The 14,170-nt window shown below is 49.8% G+C and carries 10 protein-coding genes and 1 pseudogene; 5 read left to right on the top strand and 6 right to left on the bottom strand.

The window, feature by feature from the left end; all coding sequences use genetic code 11:
* Positions 1-3: 3 nt before the first annotated feature.
* Genes BQ5591_RS07265 through BQ5591_RS07255 form a run of 3 tightly spaced genes read right to left on the bottom strand, consistent with a single transcriptional unit; the run spans position 4 to position 2,606 of the window.
* Positions 4-1,578: a hypothetical protein gene (locus BQ5591_RS07265; protein ID WP_004294403.1), complete on the bottom strand. Its 1,575-nt coding sequence runs from the start codon at positions 1,576-1,578 to the stop codon at positions 4-6.
* Positions 1,579-1,602: 24 nt separating this feature from the next.
* A complete protein-coding gene (locus BQ5591_RS07260) occupies positions 1,603-1,827 on the bottom strand; it encodes a hypothetical protein (RefSeq protein ID WP_004294404.1) in 225 nt (74 codons plus the stop codon).
* Positions 1,828-1,847: 20 nt separating this feature from the next.
* Positions 1,848-2,606, bottom strand: a complete 759-nt coding sequence (locus BQ5591_RS07255) for a DUF4099 domain-containing protein (RefSeq protein WP_004294405.1) — start codon at positions 2,604-2,606, stop codon at positions 1,848-1,850.
* 140 nt (positions 2,607-2,746) lie between these two features.
* Here BQ5591_RS07255 and BQ5591_RS07250 point away from each other — a divergent pair, with 140 nt between their 5' ends.
* Positions 2,747-3,499, top strand: a complete 753-nt coding sequence (locus tag BQ5591_RS07250; RefSeq protein ID WP_007219671.1) for a M23 family metallopeptidase — start codon at positions 2,747-2,749, stop codon at positions 3,497-3,499.
* A 58-nt stretch (positions 3,500-3,557) separates the two neighbouring features.
* Here the strand turns inward: BQ5591_RS07250 and BQ5591_RS07245 are convergent, their stop codons facing one another.
* Positions 3,558-4,328, bottom strand: coding sequence for a LuxR C-terminal-related transcriptional regulator (locus BQ5591_RS07245; RefSeq protein ID WP_007219670.1), 771 nt, complete (start codon positions 4,326-4,328; stop codon positions 3,558-3,560).
* A gap of 152 nt (positions 4,329-4,480) precedes the next feature.
* On the opposite strand from BQ5591_RS07245, the gene BQ5591_RS07240 reads away from it, so the two are divergent.
* On the top strand, positions 4,481-4,963 hold the full coding sequence (locus BQ5591_RS07240; protein WP_007219669.1) for a hypothetical protein: 483 nt from the start codon (positions 4,481-4,483) through the stop codon (positions 4,961-4,963).
* A gap of 137 nt (positions 4,964-5,100) precedes the next feature.
* Here BQ5591_RS07240 and BQ5591_RS07235 read toward each other — a convergent pair whose 3' ends face one another.
* Both BQ5591_RS07235 and BQ5591_RS07230 read right to left on the bottom strand, forming a co-directional pair.
* Positions 5,101-5,919 (bottom strand): phosphoribosyltransferase family protein, encoded by an 819-nt coding sequence (locus BQ5591_RS07235; RefSeq protein ID WP_004294409.1) that lies wholly within the window; start codon positions 5,917-5,919, stop codon positions 5,101-5,103.
* 67 nt (positions 5,920-5,986) lie between these two features.
* On the bottom strand, positions 5,987-7,156 hold the full coding sequence (locus BQ5591_RS07230) for an ATP-binding protein (RefSeq protein WP_004294410.1): 1,170 nt from the start codon (positions 7,154-7,156) through the stop codon (positions 5,987-5,989).
* 383 nt (positions 7,157-7,539) lie between these two features.
* Here BQ5591_RS07230 and BQ5591_RS07225 point away from each other — a divergent pair, with 383 nt between their 5' ends.
* The 3 genes and pseudogenes from BQ5591_RS07225 to BQ5591_RS07215 all read left to right on the top strand — a co-directional run bounded on the left by BQ5591_RS07225 (position 7,540) and on the right by BQ5591_RS07215 (position 13,842).
* Positions 7,540-7,764, top strand: a complete 225-nt coding sequence (locus tag BQ5591_RS07225) for a DUF7688 family protein (RefSeq protein ID WP_004294411.1) — start codon at positions 7,540-7,542, stop codon at positions 7,762-7,764.
* Positions 7,765-7,820: 56 nt separating this feature from the next.
* Positions 7,821-8,454: pseudogene (locus BQ5591_RS07220) on the top strand (hypothetical protein).
* Positions 8,455-8,865: 411 nt separating this feature from the next.
* Positions 8,866-13,842, top strand: a complete 4,977-nt coding sequence (locus tag BQ5591_RS07215) for an N-6 DNA methylase (RefSeq protein ID WP_071148891.1) — start codon at positions 8,866-8,868, stop codon at positions 13,840-13,842.
* Positions 13,843-14,170 lie beyond the last annotated feature (328 nt).

Here is a 14,170-nt window from a genome sequence, read left to right as displayed (position 1 = left end):
TCTTTATCTCCCTCTTCTCATATCGTTAATATCCTGATTCATCTGTGCCTCGAAATTGCGTATGGCCACGTCTCTCGGCGTATCGACACCGGGTTTGAAATACGGGTGTGGCGGGCCACCGAAACGCTCGCCGTAGAACTCCGGACCGTGATGATGATGCCGCAAGCCGTGGACAACGCCCGCCGTGATGACGGTTCCTGCCGTGAGGGCAGCGAAAATCTTCACGCCGAGACCGCGCTGCGCTTCCGGACGCATCTTCATGTCCACCTCGCTGAATATCTTCGAAAAGATTTTCATGCGGTGGTAGTCATCGACCGCAAGGAATTTGTCGTAATCCTTCTGGCTGATCTCGTGGCTGATGACTTGCCCGTCGATGACGGCCGTCATCTTGTACTTACCCTCTATGGGGGATGGGTGTACGGCTATTTCGTCGACCTCGACCTCCCTGCCGTGCCGTTCTTCCCGGTACCAGCCCTTGCGCTCGTCGAGCACGGAAATATCCCGTCCATCGACGGAAGCGGTTGCGCCATACGGCATCTCCTGCCGGAGTCGGGTTTCCAGCGGGGAGAGAATTTCCTGCTCCTGTTGCTGACGTTGCGTCAGTTCCTCCTGTACTTCGGGGTGCAGGCCGAGGGCGATACGCCGCTCGCTGTCGAGATCCGCCATTGTTACCTTGTCGGCGAAATCCGCCTTGATTACCCCGTTCAGGACTTCCAGTCGTTTCTCGACAGGTTGCTCTTCGATGGAGTTGGAGGTCAGGACGGCCGTTTCTTCTTCCGTCAGGTCATAGACCAGATCGGCGGCCACCTTTTCGGACTGTACGGTCAGGGTCCGTGCCTCCTTATCGACGATAAGACCATGTGAGGCGAGGCACTCCTGCCATTTCTCGTTGGAAAAATAGACCGGAGAAGCAATCAACTCCTTGTAGGTACGAGCCGGTTCCGTACTACGCGGACGGCTGACCATCGGCGTGATGACCGTTTGCAAGTCCTGCAGGACATCGGTCTGTCGTGCGGACTGTATAGGTTGTCCGTCCTTGTACTTGTAATAGAATCCGTAGCCGCCCGATTGCAATTCGCCCGGCTTCATTCGCCCGTCCCACCGTTCAGGGACAATGGGTGGTCCCGGATAGAATAGTTGTCCGCCGACCCGCCGCAGATGGAAACCCCACTGGTGGCGTGGCGTCCAGCCGAGGAACGGAGGCGGCATACCCAGCCGTCCCACACGTCCGTATTCGCCGATACCGATACGGTAGCCGTGCAGTCCCATAGCGACACGACCGTTGGCGTTACGGGCATGGACGAAGTTCTTGGGCATATAAAAGTCTTTCCCTACAATGCTCGTGAACACGTTGTAGGCTTTCTTGTTGGCCGAGTTTGTCCCCCAGTCTGTCAGGGCCAACATCTGACGCTCGGTAAGGTCATAGGTCAGCAGAGGCGAATCGTGGCCCTGTACCACGAGCCGGTAGCCCGTGTCGTCGCTGACTACGTGGGCCTGCATACCGTTACGCCTCAATATGTCCTGCATTTCGGGTTGCAGGTCCATCATTCGGGGGTTGGTATTCTTTCGTATCGCCATAATCCGTTGTTAAAAAGGTTTCCGTTATGCATCTTCGTTCTCCATCGCCGCTTCCAGTTGCTCGTCTTTGTAATGGACGAACTCGGCAGCGGATTCGTTGCCCACCATGAGACCGTGCTCCTTGCAATAGCGGGTATATTCCTCCTGCCACTCGGCTGAAAAATGGTTCACATAGTCGAGCCAGCCATATTCGCCGCGCTCCATCTTCTCGATAAGTACCTCTTCGGGATAATATTGGTGTTCTGCCATATTTGATGAATGTTAAGATGTTATTTGTGAAGTCCCGCCGCACGGTTACGCTCGGCGCTTTTCTTCTGTTCATTCCACAGTTCCTCGGTATATTCCTCTTCGGGAACGTAGTCGAGGTTGCCGTCGTCGTCCATCACCCAGCAGCCGTACACGCCGAAAGTGTACTTGTCCCACTCTCGCTTGGGCTGTTCCTTCCATTTCTGGCTGTCACCCGAACAGAAGCGGATGCCGGTCTTGTCATGCAGGTCGATACCCACCGTAACGGGTTCGTCGTCCACGACCAGTGTCAGAGGTTCGCCGTTTTGCATTCCGTTTACCTCTACCGGACCGAGATGCATTATTTCGGCCAGCACTTGCAGATTGCGCCCGATAATCGGCGTAGGGACATACATCACTTGCTTCGTTCCCTCGTCTATCTGCACGAATGCCTTGCTGTGCCGCCCGTCCGCTGTTTCCACGTCTGCGATGATGGCCTTGCCGTCGAGCAACTGTTTCTGTTGCGCCTCGTCATAGCGTTCCAGCGGCGAGGATTCCAAAACGGGATAAAACACCACGTCCGGCCGGCCGTCGTCCCTGCGGACAAGGGCGAAGCGGCTGCGGCTCTCAATCAGTTCTCCTTTCTCGTCAAGGACACGGACCGGAAGCACGGGAGAGTGTCTGCCGTCGCAAATCTCGTCAAGGACACGCATCGGCAAGTCCTCGATCATCTCCTGTGTAAGCCCGAATCGGGCCAGTGTCGGATAGGGTAATTCAATTAGTTCAAATCGTACTGTATTCATATTTAATTTTGTATTTTGAATTATACTTTGCAAAGATAGATTCTTTTCATTTACTTGTATATAATAGAATAATATTAGTGTATTAAGAGTGTTTATTTTTATGTTCAGAGTATGATTTTACGCATAAATTCATACTCTGAATGCCTTTTTTATTGTACTTTGGTCGAAAAAGGTCGTGGAAACGGGACATCTTGGGCGGAGCTGGTTATATTTGCCGCATGAGAAAGAAACTACTGGTTTTGATGGCGGGCATTGCGGGCGTCGCAGGCCCGGTCCAAGCACAATTCAATACGGTTTCGACCGTACCATCCCGATACAGGGTCGAAGTCGTTTCTGCTGATAGGGATAATGTGGCGACCTTGCCCGGAAACACGCTTTCCGTCCAAGACACTTTACCGTCGGCAGGAGACGCTGCCTCGGCATTACCCGCCGACACCTGCAAGCACGTATGGATAGAGCGTTACCTTAGCGTAAGCTATCCGCTGCGCCGGATGAAAATCAATTCGCTTTATGGGTATCGGAAAGACCCTTTTACCGGAAAAAAGAAGTTTCACAACGGAATCGACCTCCATGCGAGGGGCGACGAGGTGATGGCCATGATGGCGGGAGTGGTAGTGAAAGTCGGGCAGGACAAATCCTCCGGTAAGTATGTGACCTTACGGCATGGAGACTACACGGTCAGCTATTGCCACCTATCACGTGTTCTTACCCGGAAAGGAGCGGCTATCCGACCGAGGGATGTCGTCGGCATTACCGGTTCGACAGGACGCAGCACCGGTGAACACCTGCATATTTCCTGCAAACTCGAAGGCAAAAGCATTGACCCGTCAGTGATACTGGATTACATCAGATCCATACGCGAAGAGTGTGTGGCGGCATTGACCGAACTATAGTTGTCCATGATTTTATTCTTCTTACCTTATCTGTTTCTATGAAACGGGAACAAGAATATCATTTTTTGTCAAATAGGCACAGTCTTTGGGCAAAATTTATAGCTTCAGCAGAATTATTTGCTTTTAACTTTTGCAATATGTTTTGCCTATGACTATTTACAGTGTTAATGCTAATTTGCAGGGTATCTGCAATTTCCTTGCTTAACAAACCTTGCTTCATCAAACGTAAGACTTCTAATTCTCTATTTGTCAAAGGCTCATTCAATGTATCAGATAAATCTATAAAAATCTGGTCTCCTGTTTTTAAGTTATACAGATGGCTTTTGGTTATTTCCAGTTCTTGGTTTGCATCAATGTCAATAACTGACAGCATAAGCCAAATATTTCCCGATTTATCCAACTCAAGAACTTGTTCCTGTTCTATTATGCGGATATATTCACCTCGGACATTTCTTATCCTCATTTCATGAATGGCTTTATAGTTCATCTTTTCTGCATCGGAGAATGAACGTAATATCGAATAGATTTTCTTTCTTACAAGTAATCCATAATCTATATCGTCCGGATGTATAAGTTCTATAACCTGCCGATGTCCGTCAACAAACAACCTGCGGGAATCAACTCCATATAATTTAGGAATATTGTCAGAAACAAAAACAAATTTATTAGTGTAGCAATCAAACACCAATACAATACTATGCGTAATTTCTGAAAGTTTAATCCAGTCTTCTTTCCTTTTTTCAAGAATGGAATAATCAATTTCATCAAACATAGTGTTTGATGTTGGAAGTATATTTATGATTTTCTGTTCTATTTCATCAATCATCATGCTTGCTACAACATTTATTATTAAACAGTTAAACTGTACTCATTATAAATGACTATTGCCCTTGGAGTATATAGCATCTATCTTTGCACAAAGATACGCAAAAGAGTATAAGTATAAGATAAATAGATGTTTAATGTTTTAATTGTTTCTGTATGATAAAAAAGATTTGTTTAACGACACGGGACGGCAAAAGAGTTGTAGGTTGCAAAATTGTAGTGACATCAGTATTTGAAACTGACATTGAAAATATTTGGTGTAAGATTCAAGATATTGATACTTTAAGGGAGATTTGTAAACCCAAAGCAAGTTTTATATCCTATGACGATGTTCCTTCCGTCTGGAAAGAGGGAGAGACATTTTGCTTCAAATTGTTCCTTCATAGATTTATCCCTATTGGAAAACATACAATAAGCATAATTAAGATAGACAAAAAGTCAAGAGAGATAGTTTCAAATGAGTATAATAAAAGAGTAACTATATGGAATCATTATATTCAAATGGAAAAGATTGCAGAAAATGTTACAAGATATACAGATAGTATTGAATTGCATGCGGGTTATTTAACTCAGTTTGCAGCTTGGTGGGCTCTCAAATTTTATAAGCATAGGCAAAAAAAGTGGCAGGAAATTATATAATACAAGCCTAAAAACTATTTACAGAACTTTGGAGGTTATGCTGTTTACCCGATATGCGGAAGCCTTTCAGCAAATAGCGTAACCTCTTCTTTCCCATTCTATTTGTTCTTTCATATTGCTGGTTTCAACAATTTTTTTCAACCAGTTTTAATGTAGCCGCCCCAGACCACAGCCTTTACCAGTAACATCGGCGGTACGCTGACGGTCTTGCCATAGAAAATGGCCGCCACCACTTTGCCACCGCACCGCTCTATCTCCTCCTTGTAGTCAGCCATACTCTGTCCGCTCGTCAGCACGTCATCCACGATGATGACCTGTTTCCCTTTTATATCCCCCGTAATCCGGTAGTTCCTTTCAAGGATGCGGTTTTCGCCGCCCTTGGCCTCGTGCAGGCTGTCGCGTGGCTCGAACACATCGACATCGTACAGCCCCGAAGTCCGTCCCTTCCGATGGGTCCTAATGTACCAGTCAAGACGCTTGAACCGCCGGGCATACTTGAACTCGTCGCTGCACGGCATGAACATGATGTGGTAAGGGGCATCGTCCAGCTTCAAGGCGGACATACATGCCTTGAAAAAGCCGATACCGTGATTCTCACCCTCTTTGAACTGGTAGAGGGAACGGCAGAACGCACGCTGTTCTTCGTTGAGCAGGTCTGTGTACCGCGAAGGATAGTAATACCCGTAGAAAACGACCTTTATCCCGTGTGACTTGAACGGTTCGAGCGGTCGGTGGTCCTCGAAAAAGTCCGAACGGGCAAGACAGAACATCTTGCAGGCCTCCCGATGGCCCGCCATGACAGCCAGACGGCAATAACGGTCACGATCCTCGGCGGTAGCGGCTGCCCGTGCGGCTGCGAATGCCGCTTCTCCGGCCTTCCTTCTCCAGAAACCGATGACATATAGGAGAAGAGCCACGACACTGCACAAAAGAATAAACCAAAGTTTCGCTTCCATAATCGGCCGGATTAAATACGTCTATATCGTTTAGGTTGATTGACGGTACCTTTTGTCTCCTTCGAAATCAATCCAGCACATTGTCCAGATGAGTGTAATTCAAGAGTTTGATTTCCCCTGCGGTGTTTTCGAGCGTGCCTGCATAGATCACCGCCTTGCCCTCTACAGGACCTTTGACCCAGCCGTCCATCTGTTTTAATGCCTTTTCAAAATCAGCATGGTAAGTCATTGCCGACTTGATTTCGATACCGTAAAATTCCGAACCTTTTTTCAACAACAAATCGACCTCGTTCTGGTTCGAATCCCGGTAGAAATAGAGGTTGCTCTCCTTACCTTGGTTGTATCTCCGTTTCAACGCTTCCGTTACGATGAAATTTTCGAACAACGCTCCCCGCATTTTATCCCTTGCAAGCTGTTCCGGCGATTCGATGCCGAGCAAATGGCAGGCAAGCCCCGTGTCCGTGAAGTAGAGTTTGGGCGTTTTGGTCAGCCGTTTGCGCGTATTTTCGAAATATGGTGGCAGTAGGGCCACGATATAGGATGCCTGCAATACAGACAGCCACGCTGTAACCGTATGGGAACTGATGCCGATTTCGTTCGCCAGCTCGGAGGCTTTGAACAACGAGCCGATACGCCCGGCACATAACCGGATAAACGTGTGGAACTGCATCATGTCCTTGATTTGCAACAAATCGCGCACGTCCTTGTCCAGATAGGTTTTCATGTACGCCGGATATAGGAATTTGGGTACGTTGCGCCCTGAATAAATGGCGGGATAGAACCCGTTAAACAACAGATGGTCGAGCGGCGTATCGGCAGCTATCTCCCGTATCTCGGAGTAGGACATGGGCAGCAGCTCGAATACAGCGGTACGTCCCGCCAAGGACTGAGTAACCTTTTTCAGCATGGCGAACTGCGAACTGCCCGAAAGGATGAAGCGTCGGTCTGCATCAGCGTCCACCATACCTTGGATATACGACAAAAGGTTCGGGGCATTATGCACTTCGTCGAGAATCATGCCCTCCGTGTGCTGGTTCAGAAAAGCGACCGGGTCGTTTTCGGCAAAGCTCCGCACGTCGAGGTTCTCCAAAGAGTAGTACGGCAGGTGCGGAAACAGATTACGGATCAGCGTCGTCTTGCCGGACTGTCGGGGCCCGGTAACGGTTATGACCGAAAAGTAACGGTACGCCTCTTCTATCACGGCGGATAATTCCCTGCGTATATATTTTGTCTCCATATTTGTTTATGCAATTTTGAAATACGACTGCAAAATTACATAAATCCTGTTGCGGCGCAAATTTTTCGGGGTAGTTTCTCCTGCCTGTCGCCGTTTTTTTTCTGTTGTATCGGCAATTTTCTCTCTCACGTTGGCGGATCTGCCTTTCTCTTTTTGTCGGCGAATGTAGGACAAAGCGCATAAACGCCAAGCCGCATTCCATTCGGATGGCGAAAACAGACCATTGCATAGTCGGTTTTCTATCCGGGTTTGGCTCATTATGCCGATGCTTTATCCTCTCTCTGCCTTAAAAAGTCGAAAAACAGACCTGCACCGCAAGGCGAAAGCAGGGAAAGAAAAAAACGGCTTTCAATGTTTAACGAACTCTTAAAAACAAAACGAGTATGACAGATGAAATCAGACAGGACGGCAAAGTGGTGCTGTCGAGCGAGGACGGGTTTTCTATCCCGATGTTCTTCAACAACTTATGCGGCAAGAACTTTTCCGGCGAAAAATACCGGGATTATATCAAGTATGTAGCCCTCGGCGAGATGGGCTTCAAGCCCGGTATTATCGAGTTCTATCGGGACGGGGTACTGCAAAGAACGGGCGAAATCCCGAAGCCCTGAACCGCAAGCCCCGAAAATTCAACAACGAGAAAAACAGAACTTAATGATTTGCAGATATGGAAGCATTTACTATTCACCCGGCGGAAGCCTATCTCCGCAACGAACAAAACCCTACGTCATTGTATGTAAAGATTGAGGGGAAACGCAGGCGTTTGTTTATCAACCGTAACGAAAATGTCATCGGCATTGTCGCACCGGGGAAACGGAAAAGAGGCTATATTTTTACGAACTGGGCAAGTATCGAGGAGATATATTACCCGTCCCAAGAGCAGGAGGCAGGCAGTGGACACGGACAGGAAAATGATTTTAAAATACCAGAAACTTGCCCAGCTCGCTACACACGCGAATGACTGGCTGCGTAAAATCGCCAATGCCGATTTGGAAAAATCCCTTTACGAGAACCGCATTACGACCGGCACACGCATAGACGGCCAGTGTATCCGGCTTTCCACAATCGAAAAATATTGCGGTAGTGTGGATATGCACCTTTTCAGGGAAGCCGTGAAACAGGGTAAACAGTTTTCTACCGTGCGTTTCGACTTTCGCGGATATGACGGTACGCTATGGTGCGAGCCGCGAGAAAACGGCGATGTGATGGCTGGTTTTAGCAAGGAATATCGCGGCTGTCTGAACGGTTACTATTACTTGCTTATCAACGATGAATACATGATAGGTTACGACATCGACTGATTGTACAATGAAACTATAATCCGTATCGGGTAAGGCTCGATACGGGTTTTGTATTTCGGTCTGCCGACGGCACGATGCCCTGTTATACGATGATTTTCTCCTTTTCTATGCCCGTTTCGTCCTGTTGCCCTTGTACCCATTCTCATACCTCCCTCTTTTAGCTGTCGGTTTCCGTGCCCAGCCTTGCAGCGACCTGCGGGGTATTATTTTTCCGCAAAGGTATCCGGCAGTTCCAATCCTGCCAATGCCGGCTACGCCGCGAGTGAGGCGTAAAAATCTTCCTCTCCGTTGTCGAGCGTATTTTTTCGCTTCAGCCTTGTTCGATTGTCCCTGCCACCTTCAAAGGGCAGAAAAATAATCCCTGCGGTCGCAAACAGGCCGAACAGAGGGAAACAAAAACAAGGTTAAATTATGAGTTACAACAAATTGAAATCACTGGTGGCAAACGTGGAAGCCATTGCAACGGCAATGAAAATCCGTATCGACGACCGACAGGCCACCGACCAAGAGAAAGAGGTATTATCCCGATATTCCGGTTTCGGGGGTATTAAAGACGTGTTGAGCATAGGAACGGAACACACCGTCAGCAATGATGTGGCCGAGCATATCCACAGGTTGCAAGACCTGATAGAAGCATATCCTTATTATGACGATGCCATGCGGCAAGCCGTCATCGACAGTATAAAATCCTCCGTCCTGACCGCTTTTTACACGCCGAAATTCCTCATAGACGCAGTAGCCCGGCAGATACACGCCACATTCATGGATAACGGCCTGCAAATGCGCACCTTTCTCGAACCCAGTGCGGGAATCGGCGGTTTTCTGCCCGTCGCCATGCCCGACACTCGCGGTTACGCCTTTGAAAAAGATTGCCTTACGGGACTTATCCTGTCGCTTCTGCATGATAAGACAACCACGGTAACGGCAGGTTTCGAGACGATAGCCGACCAGCATCTGGAGCATGGGAGCTTCGATGTTATCGCCTCGAATATCCCGTTCGGCAATTTCCGGGTATTCGATGCGGAAATGTGGAAGAAAGGCGGCATGTACGAACAGTCAGCCAAGACCATACACAACTACTTTTTTGTCAAGGCAATGGAGCTGTTGAACGAGGGCGGCCTACTGGCGTTCGTTGCGCCGAGAGGAATTGCCGACACACCGGGCAACAAGTTCGTGCGCGAGTACCTCGTCAACCATGCCGACCTCATAACGGCCCTACGGCTGCCCGATACCCTTTTCATGCAGACAAGTGGCATAGAGGTAGGGAGCGACCTCTTGATATTCCAGAAACACAGCCGCAAGGCGACCCTCTCGTTACGGGAGAAGATGTTTTTGCAGGTCTCCAAGGAAAAGGCCGACACGGCAGGAACAATGACCGACTATGCGAATAAAATCTTTACCCTCCCCAAGACCGCCCTTGCCACGGACAGTCGCATTGCGCTGAACCAGTTCGGAAAGTACGTTCGCAAATACCAGTGGTTTGGCGATGAAAACGCCATGTCCCAATACCTTTCCGCACTGCTCAAATACGATTTCGACCGCTATTTTCGCAAGGCTCTTTTCGGCGGTCACGGCCAAGACAACGCCCCCGTACAGATGTCTCTTTTCGGCGAGCCGCAGACAGCCAAAGGCATACGTGCCTACACAGAGGACATGGAAACATGGATGAAGAACGGCGCAATGGTCGTTTTCGAGGGGCAGGTAGGTACGCTCCGGTTCCGCAAGTCGAGCCGTTACACGGAGACAGCCGTCGATTTCGTGCCGGTGGACGATGGCAAGGTAAACACGGACAGGGCCGCCGACTATTTCCCCATACGCAAGGCGTATTTCGAGCTGTCCGGCAGGGAACGGGAAGAACAAAAGGAGTACCCGGAGTTCCGTAAACAACTCAATGCCCTATATGACGCCTTTGTTGCCAAATGGGGATTCTTCCACGATAACGACAACAAGGAGTTTATCATGCTCGACAGTCTCGGTACGGAGGTGTTCACGATAGAAATGCAGGTCGGCAGGGACATCTTCAAAGCCGACATCATGCGTGAACCCGTTGCTTTCAAAAAGATAAACGACACGGAAACGCTCACACCAATAGAAGCTCTGGCAAGCAGTCTGAACTTTTACGGCAAGGTCGATATGGACTACATGGCACAAGCCACAGGCAAGGACGAAGAAGAAATCATCGAAGCCCTGCAAGGGGAAATCTTCTACAATCCGGCAGCCGGAGAATGGGAGCACAAAGGGAAGTTCCTTGCCGGAAATGTCATAGCCAAGCAGCAAGAGACACTTTCATTTCTCCCTGACCTCACCGGAAAGGAGAAAGAATGGGTCGAAGCGTCTGCAAAGGCACTGGAGAACGCCATACCCGAACCGATACCCTATGAAGAACTCGACATCAACATGGGCGAGCGGTGGATAGATACGAAACTGTACGCCGATTTTGCTTCCGAACTCTTCGGAGTGGGTGCGAACGTGATGTATTTCGACGTGAACGACACTTACTTGATTCGGCTGCAGGGATATTCGCCTGTGGCATACAATACCTATTCCGTGCGCAGCTACAACGGCGAGGACTTGTTTGTACACGCCCTGCACGATACCGTTCCCGAAATAACGAGAGAGGAATACCGGGATGGCAGCAAGGTACGAGTACCGGACGAGGAAGCCATACAGGAAGCCGCCGCCAAGATACAGGAAATCAGAGAACGTTTCAACCAGTGGCTCGACAACGAGCCTTTGGAAGTCCGGGACGAACTGGTAAGGACATACAACGAGCGTTTCAACTGTTACGTGCGTCCGCACTACGACGGCTCGGCGCAGACATTCCCCGGCCTCTCTTTCGAGCAGTTCTCCTACGACAGCCTCTATCCGTCGCAAAAGGACGCCATTTGGATGATAAAGCAGAACGGCGGCGGTATCTGTTGGCACGAGGTCGGCACGGGCAAGACGATGATTATGTGCGTGGCCGCTTATGAGTTGAAACGTCTCGGAATGGTTCAGAAGCCTCTCATTATCGGACTGAAAGCCAACGTGCACGAGATTGCCGACACGTTCCGCAAGGCATATCCCGCAGCCAAGGTGCTCTATCCGGGCAAGGAAGATTTCACCCCTGCCAACCGCAAAGAGGTATTTTCAAAGATCAAGAACAATAACTGGGATTGTATTATCTTGACACACGACCAGTTCAGCAAGATTCCGCAGTCCGAAGAAACCATGTACGACATATTCTCGGAAGAACTGGCCGACGTGGAGCGCAGCCTCGAAGTGTTGGAACAGTCCACCATGCGCTACCGGAGCGGCAGAATGCAGAAAGGACTGGAAACCCGGAAACAGAACCTTAAAGCCAAGCTCGCCGAACTGCAGATGAAGATAGACCGCCGGAAAGACGATACCGTCGATTTCCGCTTGATGGGCATAGACCACATATTTGTGGACGAATGCCACTGCTATAAAAATCTGATGTTCCAGACACGCCACACGAGAGTAGCGGGTATCGGCAACGCACAAGGCTCGCAAAGGGCGATGAACCTTTTGTTTGCCATTCGGGACATTCAACGCCGCACGGGAAAGGACTTGGGGGCTACGTTCCTTTCCGGTACGGTGGTCGTAAATGCGCTGACCGAACTGTACGTGATGTTCAAATACCTGCGTCCGAGGGAACTCAAACGGCAACAAGTAAGCTGTTTCGACGCTTGGGCGGCTATCTTCACGAAAAAGACCGCTGATTACGAGCTGAACGTAACGGGTACGATAAAGCGCAAAGAGCGTTTCCGTACTTATATCAAAGTGCCGGAACTGGCGATGTTCCTGCGGGAGATTACCGACTATCGTACCGCCGACATGATAAACCTCGACGTGCCGGACAAAAACGTGCGTTTCCTTTCCAGTGCGCCCACTATCCAACAAGAGGAAATGATCGGGCGGCTCGTCGCCTTTGCACACAGCGGACAATGGGAAGATTTGGGGTTGGATATTCCGCAACCGGACAATCTCGACAAGGCAAAAATGCTTGTCGCTACCAACGTGGCACGCAAGATGTCCCTCGATATGCGCTTGTTGGGCGACAAGTTCGGCGACGACGGGAACAACAAGGCTTCTATCTGCGCACGGACAATCTACGACTACTACGTGCGTTCGACCGCCAACCGGGGTACACAGTTCGTCTTCAGCGACCTTTCCACCTACAAGCCGAACGAGTGGAACATCTACAGCGACATCAAGGACAAACTGGTGGCTATGGGGATTCCTGCCGATGAAATCCAGTTTATCCAGTGCGCCAAGACCGAACGGGCGAGAAAGAAACTCTTTGCGGACATGAACAGTGGCAGGGTACGGGTGTTGTTCGGCTCTACCTCGATGTTGGGAACGGGAGTGAACGCACAGGAAAGGGCCGTGGCGGTGCATCATCTGGAGATACCTTGGCGCCCCGCTGACATGGAACAGCGCAACGGCAGGGCGGTACGCAAGGGCAACACCGTCAAGCTCTGGGGAAACAACACTGTGGACGTGGTGATTTATGGCACTGAAAAGACACTCGACGCTTACAAGTTTAACCTGTTGAAGAACAAGCAGATGTTCATTAACCAAATCAACAACGGCACGATTGCCGTGCGCCGTATCGACGAGGACGCTATGGACGAGGACAACGGCATGAACTTCGCCGAGTTCGTGGCTCTCTTGTCGGGAAATACCGACCTGTTGGAGAAAACAAAACTCGACAACAAGATTATGCAGCTCGAAAAGGAACAGGCCATTTTCAAGAAAGACCGCATCAGGGCCGAACGCAAGATAGCCGCCAATCAGGAAGATATGATAAAGGCCGAGAGTGCGGCAGAACGCATGACACAGGACTGGGAGTATATCACCTCTTACACCGGAGACCGGACGACCCGGTTGTTGAACCTCGCACAAGCTACGGCGGAAGAGACCGGACGGGAACTGCACCGCATTTCCAAAACCTACCGCAACGGGGCAATCAGCACGATAGGCACGTATGCCGGATTGAACCTGTCGGTGTACAGTGAATATGACAAGGGCGGTACATTCTACCGCAACACGTTCCTCGTCGAGGGTGTAAGCGGGCTGAAATACCGTTGCGGCATATCGGGAGCATTGCCTCTGGGCTTCGTGGAATCCTCCCGATACCCGCAAGCCGCCCTTGAAAAGCTGCCCGGCATGATTGAGGAACAACGGCAGAAGATAGCCAAGCTGGAGAGCGAGATACCTACCTTAGAGACAATCATAGCCCGTAAGTGGAGCAAGGCGGACGAGTTGGCAAGGCTCAAACAGGAGTGCAACGCTTTACAGCACCGGATTGACGAAAGCATGAAAGAGGCGGAACGCACGCAGCCAGTCCTTTCCGGACACGAGGCCGGCGACAAAGCGGCCTGACCGTAATTCATAAATTTAACCTTTTCCCTCTGTTCAGTTCACAATGACTGGGCAGGGGGATTTTTTTCACCTTACGGTCTGCCGACGGCCATACCCGGTTGTAGCGGAATCTGCCCCTTGTACCTCCGATGACTCCTTTTATATCATACTCCTTTTTATAAGCAGACTTCTGCTTCCACCTCTTGTAGATTGAGTTACCATCACGGACCGACGACCGCAAAGCCCGACACTTTTTTCCCGCAAAGTTGATTGCATCTCAAAACTTTGCCGCAAGGCCCATCTTCGATTTTCCTGATGAAAAATCTTCCTTCTCATTTCATTCCAAGCG

The organism is Bacteroides ndongoniae (genome assembly GCF_900108345.1).
GTDB lineage: Bacteria > Bacteroidota > Bacteroidia > Bacteroidales > Bacteroidaceae > Bacteroides > Bacteroides ndongoniae.
The sequence above is the reverse complement of the archived record's forward strand: the minus strand, read 5'-3'. Positions and strand labels throughout refer to the sequence as shown.